The sequence below is a fragment of the Cryobacterium sp. TMT1-2-1 genome (assembly GCF_004403955.1).
GTDB lineage: Bacteria > Actinomycetota > Actinomycetes > Actinomycetales > Microbacteriaceae > Cryobacterium > Cryobacterium psychrotolerans.
Genome location: NZ_SOHC01000065.1, coordinates 1 through 16,644, shown reverse-complemented (window position 1 = coordinate 16,644; position 16,644 = coordinate 1). Strand labels below are relative to the sequence as shown.

The window sequence follows — 16,644 nt, the reverse complement described above, 5'->3', positions numbered from 1 at the left end:
CCCCTGCCGAAGCAGGGGGCCATCCGTTGGACTAAACGCAGTACTAGTTGTACGTACCGGGCGTCGCGTCGTCAGACGAGAAGCTGTCGAAGTCGACGAAGCTCAGGTCACCCTCGGTGAACGACGCATCATCGGTGAAGATGCGGTTCGGGTAACGCTCAGCCTTGGCTTCATCCGTTGCCTCGACGTTGACGTCGCGGTAGCGGGGAAGACCGGTGCCGGCCGGGATCAACTTACCGATGATCACGTTCTCCTTGAGGCCCATCAGCGGGTCGCTCTTGCCTTCCATGGCCGCCTGGGTCAGAACCCGGGTGGTCTCCTGGAAGGAAGCGGCCGACAGCCACGACTCGGTTGCCAGCGAAGCCTTGGTGATACCCATGACTTCCTGACGAGCCGAAGCCGTCTTCTTGCCCTCGGTGAGCGCGGTGCGGTTGAGCTCGTTGTACTTCAACCGGTCAACGAGCTCGCCCGGCAGCAGGCCGGTGTCGCCGTGGTCCACAACGGTCACCTTGCGGAGCATCTGGCGAACGATGACCTCAATGTGCTTGTCGTGGATCGGCACGCCCTGCGAACGGTAGACATCCTGCACGCCACCGACGATGTGCTTCTGCACCTCGCGCACACCCTTGACTCGAAGAACTTCCTTCGGGTCGACGGCGCCGATGATGATCTGCGTGCCGAGCTCGACGTGCTGGCCGTCCTCAACGAGGAGGGTCGAACGCTTGAGCACCGGGTAGGCAATCGCTTCGTCGCCGTTGTCGGGGGTCAGGATCACCTTGCGGCTGCGGTCCGTGTCCTCGATCGTGATGCGGCCGGCGGTGTCGACGATCGGCGATGCACCCTTGGGGGTACGCGCCTCAAACAGTTCCTGCACGCGCGGCAGACCCTGGGTGATGTCGTCGGCGGATGCCGAACCACCGGTGTGGAAGGTACGCATCGTGAGCTGGGTACCCGGCTCACCGATGGACTGTGCGGCGATGATACCGACGGCCTCACCGATGTCGACGAGCAGCCCGGTGGCAAGCGAGCGGCCGTAGCAGACAGCACACACACCGACGGCCGACTCACACGTGAGCACCGAACGCACCTTGATGTTCTCAACGCCCGCTTCGACCAGCTTGCCGATGAGCACGTCGCCCACGTCGGCTCCGGCGTCTGCGACGACCTCGCCCTTGGCGTTGACCGCGGGAGCGGCCAGGCTGCGAGCGTAAACCGCGTTCTCGACGTTGGGGTGGCGAACCAGTGCCCCGGTCGAGTCGGCGACGGCGATCGGCAGCTCGAGGCCCTTGGTCGTTCCACAGTCGTCTTCGCGGATGATGACATCCTGCGAAACGTCCACGAGACGACGCGTGAGGTAACCCGAGTCGGCGGTACGAAGCGCCGTGTCGGCCAGACCCTTACGAGCACCGTGAGTAGCAATGAAGTACTCGGCGACGGACAGGCCTTCGCGGTAGCTCGAGATGATCGGGCGAGGGATGATCTCACCCTTCGGGTTGTTCACCAGGCCTCGCATACCGGCGATGTTGCGCACCTGCAGCCAGTTACCACGAGCACCGGATGTCACCATGCGGTTGATCGTGTTGTCTTCCGGGAAGTTCTCCTGCATGGCCTTGGCAACGTCTTCCGTTGCGCGGGTCCAGATCTGGATGAGCTCCTGGCGACGCTCGAGGTCGGTCGTCAGACCCTTCTCGAACTGCGACTGGACCTTGGCGGCCTGCTTCTCGTAGCCGGCAACGATCTGCGGCTTGTTCGGCGGGGTCAGGATGTCGCTGAGGGCGACGGTCACGCCTGAGCGGGTAGCCCAGTAGAAACCGGCGTCCTTGACGCGGTCAAGCGTCGCGGCAACTTCCACCTTCGGGTAGCGCTCGGCGAGGTCGTTGACGATCCCGGAGAGCGTGCCCTTGTCGGCCACCTTCTCGAAGTACGGGTAGTCGACCGGCATGGCCTCGTTGAAGATCGCGCGTCCGAGCGTGGTGGTCACGAGGACCGTTCCCACGGCCTGGCCATTGACAAGCTCGACGCCTTCGGGCTGCGTGCCCTCGGTGAAGTACTTGTCGGTCAGGCGGATGCGCACCTTGGCGTTGAGGTCGAGCGACTTCTGGTCGAAGGCGAGGATCGCCTCTGACGTGGAGGAGAACGCACGGCCTTCGCCTTCGACGCCTTCCTTGAGCGTGGTCAGGTGGTGCAGACCGATGATCATGTCCTGTGTGGGCAGGGTCACCGGGCGGCCGTCTGACGGCTTCAGGATGTTGTTCGACGCGAGCATCAGGATGCGCGCCTCGGCCTGGGCTTCCATCGACAGCGGCAGGTGGACTGCCATCTGGTCACCGTCGAAGTCGGCGTTGAACGCGGCACAGACGAGGGGGTGCAGCTGGATGGCCTTACCCTCAACGAGCTGAGGCTCGAACGCCTGGATTCCCAGGCGGTGAAGCGTCGGTGCGCGGTTCAGCAGCACGGGGCGCTCGCGGATGATCTCCTCGAGCACGTCCCAGACCTGCGGGCGGCTCCTCTCAACCATGCGCTTGGCGGCCTTGATGTTCTGAGCGTGGCTCAGGTCGATCAGGCGCTTGATCACGAACGGCTTGAACAGCTCCAGCGCCATCTGCTTGGGCAGACCACACTGGTGCAGCTTGAGCTGCGGGCCGACGACGATGACCGAACGGCCCGAGTAGTCGACGCGCTTGCCGAGCAGGTTCTGGCGGAAGCGACCCTGCTTGCCCTTGAGCATGTCGCTCAGGGACTTGAGGGCGCGGTTGCCGGTACCAGTGACGGGGCGGCCACGACGGCCGTTGTCGAAGAGCGCGTCAACGGCTTCCTGCAGCATCCGCTTCTCGTTGTTCACGATGATCTCGGGAGCACCGAGGTCAAGCAGACGACGCAGGCGGTTGTTGCGGTTGATCACACGACGGTAGAGGTCGTTGAGGTCGGAGGTCGCGAAGCGGCCACCGTCGAGCTGCACCATCGGGCGCAGTTCCGGCGGGATGACCGGCACGACGTCGAGCACCATCGCGGCCGGCGAGTTGCCGGTCATGATGAATGCGTTGACCACGCGGAGGCGCTTGATCGCACGGATCTTCTTCTGGCCCTTGCCCTCGGCGATCTGCAGGTGCAGGTTTTCGCTTTCGGTGACCAGGTCGAAGGCCAGCAGGCGCTTCTTGATGGCTTCGGCACCCATGTAGGCGTCGAAGTACATGCCGAAGCGGTCCTGCAGCTCGTGGAAGACCGAGTCCTCGGGCTTCAGGTCGCCGACCTTGAGGGTGCGGAAGTCTTCCCACACGCGCTCGAGGTGAGCGATCTGCTCGTCGAGGGACTTGCGGACCTGGCTCATCTCCTTCTCGGCCGAGTCCTTGGCACGCTTCTTCTGGTCGCTCTTGGCGCCCTCGGCCTCCAGTGCTGCGAGGTCGGTTTCGAGGCGCTGCAGGCGGTCGGCGATCCGGGAATCGCGCTGACCCTCGATGGTCTTGATCTCGAGGCGCAGTTCGTTCTCCAGGCCAGGCATGTCCTGGTGGCGACCGTCTTCGTCAACCGTGATGACCATGTACGCCGCGAAGTAGATGACCTTTTCGAGGTCCTTCGGGGCCATGTCCAGCAGGTAGCCGAGACGCGAGGGAACACCCTTGAAGTACCAGATGTGGGTGACCGGGGCGGCGAGCTCAATGTGGCCCATGCGCTCACGGCGCACCGACGACTTGGTGACCTCGACGCCACAGCGCTCACAAACGATGCCTTTGAAGCGCACTCGCTTGTACTTGCCGCAGGAGCACTCCCAGTCGCGGGACGGGCCGAAGATCTGTTCGCCGAACAGCCCGTCCTTTTCCGGCTTGAGCGTGCGGTAGTTGATGGTTTCGGGCTTCTTGACCTCACCGTGCGACCAACGACGGATGTCGTCGGCGGTAGCCAGGCCAATGCGAAGCTCGTCAAATGTTGTTACGTCGAGCAATTTCTCTCCTTGGAAAGTTTTCGAAGTCTCTTCAGTGGCCAGGCTTAGATGTCGTCAATGGATGACGACTCAAACCGGGTGGAAATGTTGATGCCCAGTTCCTCCGCAGCGCGGAAGACCTCGTCATCCGTGTCGCGCAGGCTGACTGCGGTACCGTCCGCCGAGAGCACCTCGACGTTCAGGCACAGCGACTGCATTTCCTTGATCAGAACCTTGAAGCTCTCCGGAATACCGGGCTCCTGGATGTTCTCGCCCTTGACGATCGCTTCGTACACCTTGACGCGGCCGAGGATGTCGTCCGACTTGATGGTCAGGAGTTCCTGCAGGGCGTAAGCGGCTCCGTATGCTTCGAGCGCCCACACCTCCATCTCACCGAAACGCTGTCCACCGAACTGCGCCTTACCACCCAGCGGCTGCTGCGTGATCATGGAGTACGGACCGGTCGAACGTGCGTGAATCTTGTCGTCGACCAGGTGGTGGAGCTTCAGGATGTACATGTAGCCAACGGAGATCGGCCGCGGGAACGGCTCGCCGGAGCGGCCATCGAACAGCATGGTCTTTCCGGTGGAGTCGATCAGGCGGTCGCCATCGCGGGTCTTGGTCGTCGAGTCCAGAAGACCCTCGATCTCGGCCTCGAGCGCGCCGTCGAACACCGGGGTCGCAACCTTGGTGCCCGGGGCCGCGCTGTGCGCCTGCTCGGGGAGCTTGGCAGCCCATTTGGGCTTGCCCTCGACGTTCCAGCCCTGCTTGGCGATCCAGCCGAGGTGGGTTTCGAGCACCTGGCCGAAGTTCATTCGACCGGGGATACCCAGCGGGTTGAGGATGATGTCAACCGGGGTACCGTCGGCGAGGAACGGCATGTCTTCGACGGGCAGGATCTTGGAGATGACACCCTTGTTGCCGTGACGGCCGGCAAGCTTGTCACCTTCGGTGATCTTGCGCTTCTGGGCGATGAAGACGGCAACGCGCTGGTTGACGCCCGAGCCGAGCTCGTCGTCGCCATCCTGCGAGTCGAACACCTTGACGCCGATGATCGTGCCGCGCTCACCGTGGGGAACCTTCAGGCTCGTGTCGCGAACTTCGCGGCTCTTCTCGTTGAAGATCGCGCGCAGCAGGCGCTCCTCGGCGGACAGCTCGGTCTCGCCCTTCGGCGTGACCTTGCCCACGAGGATGTCGCCGGGGCGAACCTCGGCACCGATCCGGATGATGCCACGCTCGTCGAGGTCGGCGAGGAGGTCAGGCGACACGTTGGGCAGGTCGCGAGTGATCTCTTCCTTGCCCAGCTTGGTGTCGCGGGCGTCGACCTCGTACTCCTCGATGTGAATCGAGGAGAGGGTGTCGTCCTTCACCAGGTTCTGGCTCAGGATGATCGCGTCCTCGAAGTTGTGACCCTCCCACGGCATGAATGCCACGAGGAGGTTCTTTCCGAGGGCGAGCTCTCCGTTGTCGGTGGCCGGGCCATCGGCGATGACCTCGCCGACCTCAATACGGTCGCCCGCATTGACGATGACGCGGTGGTTGTAGCTCGTTCCCTGGTTGGAGCGGGCGAACTTGCGCAGGTAGTAGTCCTGCGTTCCGCCCTCGTCCAGCTGGATGGTGACGACGTCGGCCGAAACCTCCATCACCACACCGGCCTTGTCGGCGGTGAGCACGTCGCCGGCGTCGATGGCCGCGAAGACCTCCATACCGGTTCCGACGAGCGGGCTGTCGCTGAGCAGAAGCGGCACGGCCTGACGCTGCATGTTGGCGCCCATGAGCGCGCGGTTGGCATCGTCGTGCTCGAGGAACGGGATGAGCGAGGTCGCGACCGACACCATCTGGCGCGGCGAGACATCCATGTAACCGATTTCGTCGGCGGGGAAGAGGTCGACCTCTCCACCCTTCTTACGAGCCAGCACGCGGTCTTGCGCGAAGTGCGAGTCCTTGGTGAGCGGCGCGTTTGCCTGGGCGACGATGAACTCGTCTTCCTCCGACGCGGTCAGGTAGTCGATGTCCGTGGTGACGTTGCCGTTGACTACACGGCGGTACGGGGTCTCGATGAAACCGAAGGCGTTGATCCGAGCGAACGATGCGAGCGAACCGATCAGGCCGATGTTCGGGCCTTCCGGGGTCTCGATCGGGCACATGCGGCCGTAGTGCGAGGGGTGAACGTCTCGCACCTCGACGCCGGCGCGGTCACGGGACAGACCACCCGGGCCCAGCGCGGACAGGCGACGCTTGTGCGTCAGTCCGGCGAGCGGGTTGTTCTGGTCCATGAACTGCGAGAGCTGCGAGGTCCCGAAGAACTCCTTGATCGCGGCAACGACGGGGCGCACGTTGATCAGGGTCTGCGGGGTGATCGCTTCGATGTCCTGCGTGGTCATGCGCTCGCGAACGACGCGCTCCATGCGGGACAGGCCGGTGCGGACCTGGTTCTGGATCAGCTCGCCGACGGCGCGGATACGACGATTACCGAAGTGGTCGATGTCGTCGATGTCGATCCGGATGTCGGTCTTCTTGCCCTCGCGGGTGCCGACGATCGTCGTCTGGTTGTCGTGCAGCGCGACGAGGTACTTGATCGTGGCCAGGATGTCCTGGAGCGTCAGTACGGAGTCGCTGAGCGGGGCCTCGAGGCCGAGCTTGCGGTTGATCTTGTAACGACCAACCTTGGCCAGGTCGTAGCGCTTGGAGTTGAAGAAGAAGTTGTCCAGGAGCGCGCGTGCGGCCTCGGCGGCAACCTGCTCGCCCGGGCGGAGCTTGCGGTAGATGTCCTTGAGGGCTTCTTCCTTGGTGAGGATGTTGTCCTTCTCGAGGGTGAGCTCGATGGACGCGAAGCCCTTGAACTCCTCGAGGATTTCCTCGCTGGTGAGTCCGAGCGCCTTGAGGAAGACGGTCACGGACTGCTTGCGCTTGCGGTCGATGCGAACGCCGACCTGGTCGCGCTTGTCGATCTCGAATTCGAGCCAGGCACCACGGCTCGGGATGACGCGAGCGGAGTAGATGTCCTTGTCGGAGGTCTTCTCCTGCTGGCGGTCGAAGTAGACGCCGGGCGAACGCACGAGCTGCGAGACGACGACACGCTCGGTGCCGTTGATCACGAAGGTGCCCTTGGGCGTCATGAGGGGGAAGTCACCCATGAACACGGTCTGGGTCTTGATCTCACCGGTGAGGTGGTTCATGAACTCAGCGTTCACATAGAGCGGTGCGGAGTAGGTCTTGCCCTTTTCCTTGCACTCGTCGATGGTGTACTTCTCCGGCTCGAGCTCCGGGTTGGTGAACGACAACTGCATCGTTTCGCCGAGGTCCTCGATGGGAGAGATCTCTTCGAAGATTTCGTCGAGTCCGGTACGGCTGGGCAGGTCCTGACGACCGGCCTTCTGCGCCTCAGCGAGGCGCGCCTTCCAGATGTCGTTCCCGACAAGCCAGTCAAAGCTCTCGGTCTGCAAAGCGAGCAGATCCGGAACAGTGAGGTTGTCGCTGATCTTTGCGAACGAAAGACGCTCTGCTGAGCGACCGTTCTTGGGTGAGTTGGTGGTTGCGTTGCGCGCAGCAGCCAAGAAAATAACCTCCGTGGACCCCGTCAGGCCTAGTTACTGTTATTAAGGGATTACTCCACAGACCCTCTGAAGTCTGAGACCTCGTGGAAGATGTGCCGCAAGTTGGCTTGAGCACGCAAAGCCGACCGCAATATGAAGGCAGAGTTAATCTGGGAGCGCAAAGATCAATCATATTGTTTTTGAATCGCCGTGTCCACTGGATTCTTGACCTTGTGCAAATTCTCAGGTATAACCCCGCTTCGCCCCCTCCGCGAAACCGCACTTGTGCGAGTTAAAACCCCCGAATAACGCGCACGACTGCTGGTTCGCGGGGGACGAACGCGTGCGGACGGGGGAAGATGGGGGGATGAGCAGGGGCGAGCAGCAGCATCCGTCGATCGTTTTGAAGCTGAGCGGGCACGTGGCCGTGATCGAGCCCGACCGCTTCACGCCGGGAAGCTTCCAGCTGATCGTGGACGGCACGCCGCAGTCGCACGTGAACATGGACAACCCGGGCGAGCTGTTCTTCGAGTACGTGCAGCGCATCGGCCATGTCATCGACCTGATCGGCGACCCCGGCGAGCCGATCACCGCGGTGCACCTCGGCGGCGGAGCCCTGACGCTCCCCCGCTACGTCGAGGCCACCCGGCCCGGCTCACGCCAGCAGGTGATCGAACTCGAGAGCGACCTGATCGACCTGGTGCGCGCCGAGCTGCCCTGGGACAAGCGCGCCCAGCTGCGCGTACGGCACGGCGACGCCCGGGAGGTGCTCGGCAAGCTGCCCGCGGGGCTGCGCGGCGCGGTCGACCTCGTGGTCGTCGACGTCTTCTCCGGCGCGCGCACCCCCGCGCACGTGACCAGCCGAGAGTTCTACGAACTGGCCGCGCCGCTGCTGAGCCCGCGCGGGGTGCTCGCCGTGAACGTCGCCGACGGGCCCGGCCTGGCCTTCGCCCGCGGCCAGGCCGCCACGCTGTCCGCCGTGTTCGCGCACGTGATCGGGCTGGCCGAGACGCAGGTGCTCAAGGGCCGCCGCTTCGGCAACATCGTCTTCGTGGCCGCGAACACGCCGATCGACACCGACTGGATCCCGCGGCTGCTGGCCGGCGGTCCGCACCCGGCGAAGGTGATCGAAGGCGCCGAGTTCCGTCAGTTCATGGCCACGGCCGCCGTGTCGACGGATGCCACGGCCACGCCGTCGCCGCTCCCAGGCCGCACGGTCTTCCAGATCGGCAACTGAGCCGCACCCGGCCCGTGCGCCGAGTTTGCCGGTTGCGGTCGACTTTGCCAGGCGCACCGGCCAATCTCGACCGCAACAGGCAAAGTCGGCGAGCCGAACGGCGACCCGGGGCGCGTCTGGGGCTCAGCCCGCGGCGGCCGAGTTAGTGTGGAAGACTCACCCCCCGTACGCGGCACGTGCCGCCTTGGACTACAGGAACACGCCCTGAGCATCATCATCGGTTACGACGCAGTCACCCTGCGCGAAAAGGTCGACCTCCGGGCCGCCGCGGAACGCCTCGACGAACTCGGGGCGCTGCGCAGCCTGTCCGCGCTCAATGAGAAGGCCGCGCTGCTGCGCCTGCTCGGCCGACTCGACGAGGCCTGGGACCTCGCCAACGAGGCCACCCGCCAGGCCCGGTTCACCGGGTCCCGCGAGCAGCTCACGGCATGCCGCATCCGTCGCGCCCAGGTGCTGCAGGCCCAGGGCAAGCTCGACGATGCCGCCTACGAACTGACGCACTGCGTGGCCGACGCCGAGACGCACGACTGGACCCACGTTGCCGCCTTTGCCCGGCAGCACCGGGGCAAGGTGCATTTCGACCAGGGCAACCTCGAGGACGCGCTGACCGACTTCACCGCGGCCGTGTTCCTGCGGGAGAAAGGCGGCGCCCCGGCCGACCAGCTCGAGAGCTCGCTGATCGCGGTCGCCGTCGTCGAATCCTTCATCGCCGAGCGCGACCAGGCGCGCTGACCCGCACTCCTCGGCTGCGGAGGCAGCGCCGAGCGCGCAGACCCGCGCCATGCCTCGCCGCACTCGCCGCACCCGCCGATCTGCGCCATGCTGTCACCAGCGGGTGTCGACCTGCGAACGTCAACGAGGTGGAACGTGAACATGCGGGCGGGGTCTGTGGCACCGGCTGCGCTGGCAGCAAGTGTGCTTCTCGCGCTCTCCGGCTGCATGGCGAGCGCCCCCGCACCTTCCGCCTCGACATCGACGCCGAGCCGGGACGTCCCGTCTTCGAGTCCGTCGCCCGGAGCCGTTCCGCGCCCGGTGCACCCGGTCGGCGACCCCGTCGTCATCGCCTCCGGCCTGGCCGCACCGTGGTCGATCCTGCGCATTCCCGGCGGCGGCACCCTGATCAGCGAACGCGACACGACGCTCATCCGTGAACTGCGCCGCGACGGAAGCCTGCGGCGGGCCGGTGCCGTCGCCGATGCCCGGCCATCCGGTGAGGGCGGCCTCCTCGGCCTGGCGTTCCTCGCGGACAATGCGGCCCCCGGCGGGCAGGGCTGGGTGTACGCCTACTTCACGGCCGCCGACGACAACCGCATCGTGCGGATGCCCCTCGACGGCCCCGCGGGACGCCTCACCCTGGGCGCTCCCGAGCTCGTGCTCGACGGCATCCCGAAGGCCGGGAACCACAACGGCGGCCGCATCGCGTTCGGACCGGACGGACTGCTCTACGCGACGGCCGGCGACGCCGGGAACGGTGCGAACGCGCAGGACCGGGACTCGCTCGGCGGCAAGATCCTGCGGATGACGCCGACCGGCCGGGCGCCGACCGACAACCCGTTCGGTACGCTCGTCTACTCCTACGGGCACCGCAACCCGCAGGGGATCGCGTGGGACTCCCGGGGTCGGCTCTGGGCGAGCGAGTTCGGCCAGAACACCTGGGACGAGCTCAACGAGATCACGGCGGGCGCGAACTACGGCTGGCCGATCGTCGAGGGGACCGGGGACCGCGAGGGCTTCGTCGACCCCCTGGTCCAGTGGCCGACGGACCAGGCCAGCCCCAGCGGGATCGCGATCGTGGGCGACACCGTCTTCATGGCGAGCCTGCGCGGCCAGCGGTTGTGGCGCATCGACCCCTCGACAGGCGAGTCCAGCGACTGGTTTGTGCACAGTTACGGGCGGCTGCGCGATGTGGTGCCGGGTCCGGATGGCACACTGTGGTTTGTGAGCAACAATACGGATGGCCGGGGCAGCCCCGCTCCCGGCGACGACCGGCTGTACCAGGTGGAGGTGGCGCCCTGATGGCAGACCTCGACCGAGTGCGCCGGTGGGCGAATGCGCTCATCGCCTTGCACCTCGACCCCAGCTGGACCTTCGACTTCGACAACGCGAAGAAGCGCGCGGGCCTCTGCAACTTCACCGCCCGGCGCGTCACCGTCTCCCGCTACCTTGCGGCCCGGTACGACGACGACGAGATCCACCAGATCCTGCTGCACGAGGTCGCCCACGCGCTCGCCGGCCCTCGCGCCGCCCACGGCCCGAGGTGGAAAAAGGTCGCCCTCGACCTCGGCTACGACGGCAAGCGCACGCACGACGGCGAGATCGCCGACGAGCTCGCTCCCTGGGTGGGAACCTGCCCGGCCGGGCACACGCACTACCGGTACCGGCAGCCGACCCGCGCGCTGGCCTGCGGGCTGTGCGGCCGCGGGTTCAACCGCGCCCACCTGATCACCTGGGACCGGCGCGAGATCACCGCGGCGGCCCGGCGCCGGGCGGCAGCGGCCGCCAGCTGACCGCCCGGGGTTCAGGCTGGAAAGGTAAATTCCCCGAGTGCCAACACGGTGCAGGAGTCGTCCAGCCGCCCCGCGGCTTCCACCTCGAGCTCCCGGCCGGCTCGGGCGAGCGCCTGGCCGGTTTCGGAGGCGCTGGTGAGGTGCCGCAGCGCGCGCTTCAAGCCCACGAAGGCCGCGGATGCCGCGGCCGCCTCCGGAGAACAATGGTCGATGCCGAGGCCGGTGAGGGCGTCGATCACGGCACCTGCGACGAGGAGGTCTTCGACGGCGACGCGCGGTGTGCCGTCGGGGCGGCGCTCCCCCACGGCGATGACGGCGACGGCGAATCGGTCGCCCTTCTCGGTCTGGCGGGCGAGCACCCACTCGGCCACGGCGCTGCGATTGCCGAACCCGGCGGCGATGACCTGGTGCGCGGCGAGCGGTGTCGGGTAGCCGCTCTCGGCATCGGTCCCGGGCAGCGCGTCGGCGAGGATGACGACGTCCGCCTGCGCCGCGAGGGCCTGGAACCCCGCCAGCCCCCAGTCGAACCTCACCTGGTACTTCTGCTGCGGCTGCTCGTCAATCACCCCCCAAGGCTAGCTAACTCCGCGTGAGGGGTCGCATATCGACCTTCGTTGCCCTCGGGAAGGTCGATATGCGACCCCTCACGCGCGGGAACGGCGGGGCGGGACGGGCGGCTCAGGCGGCGTCGTAGTGGGCGAGGGCCTCGGCATCCGTCCCGAGGGTCATGGCCCGGCGGGCGGCGTCGAGGGCGGTGACCGGGTCGGCCTCGGCCTCGGCGAGCGCTAGCTGCCGTTCGGCCTCGGCGAGACGGGTGCGGGCCGCCGCTCCCACCCGGCCGCGGTGCCCGGTGATGAAATCGCGGGTGAGCGTGATCTGGCTGCGGGCCGCGAGCAGCGCGCCGCCCAGCGCGGTGCGCGCGTTCTCGAGGCGCAGTTGGCGGTTCCGTGCCGCGGAGCGCATGACGTCGAGGCCGTCCATCGCGTCCCGGAGACGGGCGAGGTCCACCGACGGATGACTCAGCCTGGTCGGATCCCGCAGCTCGCCGAGCACCCGGCCGGCCTCGGCGATGACCTGGTTGAGGTCGGCGCTCGTGTCGGCTTCCTCGTGGCGGTCGCGCAGCGCGCGCGCCTCGGCGAGTTCCGTCTCGGCCGCGTCGAGGGCGGTGACCAGGCCGGCGTGGCCGATGTGCAGCTCGTCCTCGCCGGTTTCGATCGCATCGAGCAGTCGGGTGGCGAGAAACAGGCCGCGCTCGGCCTCGCGCATCTGTTCTCCCACCGGCTCGGTCGCCCCGCGCTCCAGCCGGTCGGCGGCGACGTCGGCCGCGGATCGTGCCTCGTCGAGGGCGCTCTTCGCCCGCGCCACATTGCCAATGATCGGAGCGAGGGCCGGGGCGTCGTACGTCCGGCCCAGGCGGTCCAGGCTCGCCGCCCCGGATTTGAGGCGGTCGGCGACCCGGTCCAGGCGCCGGCTCAGCTGGTCGAGCCGGCGCGGGGCGTCCAGCTCCATGCCGCGTTTTGCGTCGAAGTCCCGGGTCTGCTCGTCCAGGCGCGCCGTGGCCTCCGCGGTGAGCTCGATGATCTGCTCGCTCCAGCGCCGCCGTTCGGCGGCGCTGTCGGGCATCGCGTCGTCGAGTTTCTGCTGCACGGAGAAGGCGTCGCCCAACTGGCGGCGGGACACGGCGAGCGCCGCCGCGAAGTCGCCGGTGGCCTTCTCCCCGAACTGCGCGATCGCGAAACCCAGTTCGTCGGTGGCAGCCTGGATGACGTCATCGGCACGCACGAGGCCGATCGAGGCCGTGCGGGCGAGGTCGGCCGCCGCCGCGTCAGCGACCCCCTCACGCTGCCGGCGTCGCCGCCCGGCGAGCATCACGGTGAGCGCGACGAGGGCTAGGACCGCACCGAAGACAATGACCGAAGGTACCCACCACAGTTCGCCAGTCATAGTCGCGAGTCTAACGATCCCCCGGGGCCCGGCCCGGCGCATCCGCCGGCCTGCGCCGCGTTGACCGGTTCCGGTCGAGTTGCCCGGGTGCGCCGGCCAAACTCAACCGGAACGGGCGAACTCGGCGAGCCAGGTGCCGGCGCTACCGGTCGTCGGCCGAGGGTCGCCGCATCTGCCGGCGGATCTCCTCGAAGTCATGCCGGGAGATCTCGAGCAGGCCGCGCCTGAGCTGATACCCCCAGTCCGGATTTCCGCGGGTGAGGTCGAGCAGGGGCAGGAGCGGGCGGATGGGCGCTTCCACGGCGCCCGGGTCGTACTCCACCCGGCGCCGCCACGGCCGGTAGCCGCCCGCCGGGGACTCGGCGGGCTGGAAGACCGTGTCGTCGGCCACCCACCCGATCGCGGTGAACGATTTGAGCGGCTCGCCCTCGAAGTCGGATTTGGGCGAGTAGTAGACGATCCCGTCAGAGTCCCGCATGCTCTCCAGCGCCTCCCGCGCGCCGTTACTGACCTGGGCGATGCCCATGGCGACCCCGCGCCGCACGTTTTCGCGCTGCGCAACGCCCAGCCAGTATCGGATTGCCACGCTCCAGTTGTATCCCATCCCGCTTCCACAGAGACTGGGGGCATGCGCGTGCTGCTGAAAGAAATTCTCGACTGCCCCCCGGATGCCGCCTGGCGCGCCATCCGAAGCCCGGCCGTTTTCGCCGAGGTGAGTTCGCCGCTCGTCAGGATGGAGTCGCTCGGCGACGAGGGCTTCCCCACCGTGTGGGAGTCCGGCGAGCACCCCGTCGCGCTGCGCGGGCTGGGCCTGGTGCCGCTCGGCGAGCAGGTCATCCGGCTGACCATGGCGACCACGAGGCCCGACGGCGTGCGCATCCTGCGCGACACCGGGCGGGGCACGTCCGGCTCGCTGGCCGCGGTGACATTGTGGGACCACCGGATGGCGATCGCCCCCGACCCGGCCGGCACCGGCAAGACGCTCTACCGGGATCAGCTCGTCTTCCGAGCCGGCCCGGCGACCCTCGCCCTGTGGCCCGCTTTCTGGGCGTTCTGGCAGTGGCGGGCGCTGCGGCTCAAGCGCCTCGCCCCCACCTGGCGCCTCGACCTCGGCGCCGACATCCCGCTAGCCTGACGGAATGAGTTCAACACTGGGCGCCCTGCAGCTCGTCGACTGGCGGCGCCGGGTCTTCGGCCTCTACGCCGGAGTGCGGCAGCTCAGCGTGCAGAACCCGGCCGCAGGCCACGAGCTGTGGCGCTCCGGCCGCGACGAACTCTTCGCCGGGCATCCGTCGTCGCCGCTGCTTCCGGATGACCGCGCCGCGTTCACCGGCCTGCCCATCGCCGCCTACGACCCCGACTGGCGGTTCGAGGCCGAGGTGCACCGCGCCGAGGAACCGCTGCGCATGGTGGTCGAGACCGGAACGGATGGCGCGGTCCCGTTCGACCTCGTCGGCACGGTTCGGCTGCCCTACATCGGCGTGCTGGACGTGTGGCGCCTCGCCGGCTACGCGGGCGGCCTGTTCCTGCCGCTCAAAGACGCCCTGGCCGGCAAACCCGGCGGAACCTACGGCGGCGGGCGCTACCTGCTCGACACCGTCAAGGGCGCGGACCTCGGCCCAGGCGTGGACGACGACACCCTCATCCTCGACTTCAACTTCGCCTACAACCCATCGTGCGCCTTCGACCCGATGTGGGCCTGCCCGCTCCCCCAGGCCGGCAATATCGTGCCGGTCGACGTGCCGGTCGGCGAGCTGTACCACCCGCGTCAGTACTAGCTTTCTGACCCGACTTGACAGCATCCGCTAAGCTGGAATCACTTGCGAGTGCATTGCTGCGCTTGCTGCGTCGTAGAACGCCCTCTTCTTATCGAGGCCTCCCGCATCACCTGCAGGCCCGGCCCGATTTTTCGAATGTCACTTTCTTACGGCGAACGGATGTGCCCTTCGGCACCTTCGCCATGTGATTCCTCCCTGATCCCGGATCGTCGCCATCGCGGCGTGCGATCCGGCGAGGACTCTGATGCCCGAAAGGCACCACTTTGTCTGCAACTTCTTCATCTTTCAGCACGCTCGGCGTGCCGGCTCCCCTCGTCACCATCCTGACGAGCCAGGGAATCGACAGCCCCTTCCCGATCCAGGTCGACACCCTGCCCGACACCCTCGGCGGACGCGACGTGCTCGGCCGCGGGAAGACCGGCTCCGGCAAGACCCTCGCGTTCTCGCTGCCCATGGTGGCGCGCCTCGGCGGCAAGCTCGCCGGCGGCAAGCGTCGCCCGGGTCGCCCGCTCGGCCTGATCCTCGCCCCGACCCGCGAGCTGGCCACCCAGATCACCGCGGCGCTCACCCCGCTGGCCGAGGCCTACGGCCTCAACACGACAACCATCTTCGGTGGCGTGTCGCAGGGCCGCCAGGTGCAGGCCCTCAAGGCCGGCGTCGACATCGTCGTGGCCTGCCCCGGCCGCCTCGAGGACCTCATGAAGCAGGGCTTCGTGAACCTCGACTCGGTCGAGATCACCGTGCTCGACGAGGCCGACCACATGGCCGACCTCGGCTTCCTGCCCGTTGTCACCCGCATCCTCGACAAGACCCCCAAGGGCGGACAGCGCCTGCTGTTCTCGGCGACGCTCGACAACGGCGTGGACAAGATCGTCCGCCGCTTCCTGAACAACGAGGTGCTGCACTCGGTCGACGAGGCCACCAGCCACGTCTCCGCGATGACCCACCACGTGTTCGAGGTCGACGGCACCGACTCCAAGAAGGCGCTCGTGCAGAAGCTGGCCTCGGGCAGCGGACGCCGCATCCTCTTCATGCGCACCAAGCACCAGGCCAAGAAGCTGGCCAAGTCGCTCACCGACTCCGGCATCCCCTCGGTCGACCTGCACGGCAACCTCTCGCAGGTGGCCCGCGACCGCAACCTGGCCGCGTTCAGCGCCGGCACCGTCAAGGTGCTTGTCGCCACGGATGTCGCCGCCCGCGGCGTGCACGTCGACGACATCGAACTCGTCATCCACGTCGACCCGCCCGCAGAGCACAAGGCGTACCTGCACCGCTCGGGCCGCACCGCCCGCGCCGGCAGCGCCGGTGACGTCGTCACCGTCGTGCTCCCCGAGCAGAAGCGCGACACGGACGCCCTGCTGAAGAAGGCCGCCATCAAGGTGACTCCGCAGCGCGTCACCGCGCATTCGCCCGCCGTGGACGCCCTCGTCGGCGAGGTTGCCGCCTATGTGAAGCCCGTCCCGCGCATCGAGCAGCCGCAGGGCCAGTCGCAGGGCGGACGCTCGCAGGGCGCCAACGCCCAGCGCAAGCGCGTCAACCGCGACGACCGTGACAACGGCCGTGGAGGTCAGGGCGCCGGGGGCCGCGGTGGCCGCAGCAACGACGTCGCCCCCGGCGGGAACCGCCACGAGCGCGGCGAGCGCCCCGCAGCATCCGGCCGCGGCCACGCACCCCAGGGCAACGGCGGACGCTCGGCTCAGGGCTCCGGTCGCACCGGCGGCCT

General features: G+C 67.4%; 12 protein-coding genes. 7 read left to right on the top strand and 5 right to left on the bottom strand.

All coding sequences use genetic code 11. The features are described 5' to 3' along the window. Positions 1-43: 43 nt before the first annotated feature. Both E3T33_RS11650 and rpoB read right to left on the bottom strand, forming a co-directional pair. Positions 44-3,940 (bottom strand): DNA-directed RNA polymerase subunit beta', encoded by a 3,897-nt coding sequence (locus E3T33_RS11650; protein WP_092322408.1) that lies wholly within the window; start codon positions 3,938-3,940, stop codon positions 44-46. 44 nt (positions 3,941-3,984) lie between these two features. Beyond that, positions 3,985-7,476, bottom strand: a complete 3,492-nt coding sequence (rpoB, locus tag E3T33_RS11645) for a DNA-directed RNA polymerase subunit beta (RefSeq protein ID WP_092322411.1) — start codon at positions 7,474-7,476, stop codon at positions 3,985-3,987. 346 nt (positions 7,477-7,822) lie between these two features. Between rpoB and E3T33_RS11640 the strand changes: the two genes are divergently transcribed. The 4 genes from E3T33_RS11640 (at position 7,823) to E3T33_RS11625 (ending at position 11,199) form a co-directional block, all read left to right on the top strand. Beyond that, positions 7,823-8,692, top strand: a complete 870-nt coding sequence (locus E3T33_RS11640) for a fused MFS/spermidine synthase (protein ID WP_134575347.1) — start codon at positions 7,823-7,825, stop codon at positions 8,690-8,692. A 147-nt stretch (positions 8,693-8,839) separates the two neighbouring features. After that, positions 8,840-9,424: a hypothetical protein gene (locus E3T33_RS11635; protein ID WP_241977136.1), complete on the top strand. Its 585-nt coding sequence runs from the start codon at positions 8,840-8,842 to the stop codon at positions 9,422-9,424. A gap of 207 nt (positions 9,425-9,631) precedes the next feature. Further along, the gene (locus tag E3T33_RS11630; RefSeq protein ID WP_241982929.1) at positions 9,632-10,708 is read left to right on the top strand and encodes a PQQ-dependent sugar dehydrogenase; all 1,077 of its coding nucleotides are present in this window, start codon (positions 9,632-9,634) and stop codon (positions 10,706-10,708) included. Continuing rightward, entirely contained in the window at positions 10,708-11,199 is a 492-nt protein-coding gene (locus E3T33_RS11625) for a SprT-like domain-containing protein (protein ID WP_092322416.1), read from the top strand. The genes E3T33_RS11630 and E3T33_RS11625 overlap by 1 nt, the downstream gene beginning before the upstream one ends. 11 nt (positions 11,200-11,210) lie before the next feature. Here the strand turns inward: E3T33_RS11625 and E3T33_RS11620 are convergent, their stop codons facing one another. From E3T33_RS11620 to E3T33_RS11610, 3 genes are all read right to left on the bottom strand, one after another. Beyond that, positions 11,211-11,765 carry a 2-phosphosulfolactate phosphatase gene (locus tag E3T33_RS11620; RefSeq protein ID WP_092322418.1) on the bottom strand — a complete coding sequence of 185 codons (555 nt, stop codon included), beginning with the start codon at positions 11,763-11,765 and terminating at the stop codon, positions 11,211-11,213. Between the two features lie 112 nt (positions 11,766-11,877). Then, a complete protein-coding gene (locus E3T33_RS11615; protein ID WP_092322419.1) occupies positions 11,878-13,143 on the bottom strand; it encodes a hypothetical protein in 1,266 nt (421 codons plus the stop codon). 142 nt (positions 13,144-13,285) lie between these two features. After that, positions 13,286-13,729, bottom strand: coding sequence for an EVE domain-containing protein (locus E3T33_RS11610; protein ID WP_241982928.1), 444 nt, complete (start codon positions 13,727-13,729; stop codon positions 13,286-13,288). Between the two features lie 42 nt (positions 13,730-13,771). Here E3T33_RS11610 and E3T33_RS11605 point away from each other — a divergent pair, with 42 nt between their 5' ends. The 3 genes from E3T33_RS11605 to E3T33_RS11595 all read left to right on the top strand — a co-directional run. Then, positions 13,772-14,278, top strand: a complete 507-nt coding sequence (locus tag E3T33_RS11605; RefSeq protein ID WP_092322423.1) for a hypothetical protein — start codon at positions 13,772-13,774, stop codon at positions 14,276-14,278. A gap of 4 nt (positions 14,279-14,282) precedes the next feature. Next, positions 14,283-14,921, top strand: a complete 639-nt coding sequence (locus E3T33_RS11600; RefSeq protein ID WP_092322425.1) for a DUF1684 domain-containing protein — start codon at positions 14,283-14,285, stop codon at positions 14,919-14,921. A gap of 263 nt (positions 14,922-15,184) precedes the next feature. Beyond that, positions 15,185-16,644 (top strand): DEAD/DEAH box helicase (locus E3T33_RS11595; protein WP_134575345.1); only part of this gene is annotated, 1,460 nt, incomplete at its 3' end.

Bases quoted from the DNA above. Each gene is read 5' to 3' on its own strand.
- E3T33_RS11640 (WP_134575347.1), top strand. From the start codon at position 7,823: ATGAGCAGGGGCGAGCAGCAGCATCCGTCGATCGTTTTGAAGCTGAGC.
- E3T33_RS11630 (WP_241982929.1), top strand. From the start codon at position 9,632: ATGGCGAGCGCCCCCGCACCTTCCGCCTCGACATCGACGCCGAGCCGG.
- E3T33_RS11625 (WP_092322416.1), top strand. From the start codon at position 10,708: ATGGCAGACCTCGACCGAGTGCGCCGGTGGGCGAATGCGCTCATCGCC.
- E3T33_RS11615 (WP_092322419.1), bottom strand. From the start codon at position 13,143: ATGACTGGCGAACTGTGGTGGGTACCTTCGGTCATTGTCTTCGGTGCG.
- E3T33_RS11605 (WP_092322423.1), top strand. From the start codon at position 13,772: ATGCGCGTGCTGCTGAAAGAAATTCTCGACTGCCCCCCGGATGCCGCC.
- E3T33_RS11600 (WP_092322425.1), top strand. From the start codon at position 14,283: ATGAGTTCAACACTGGGCGCCCTGCAGCTCGTCGACTGGCGGCGCCGG.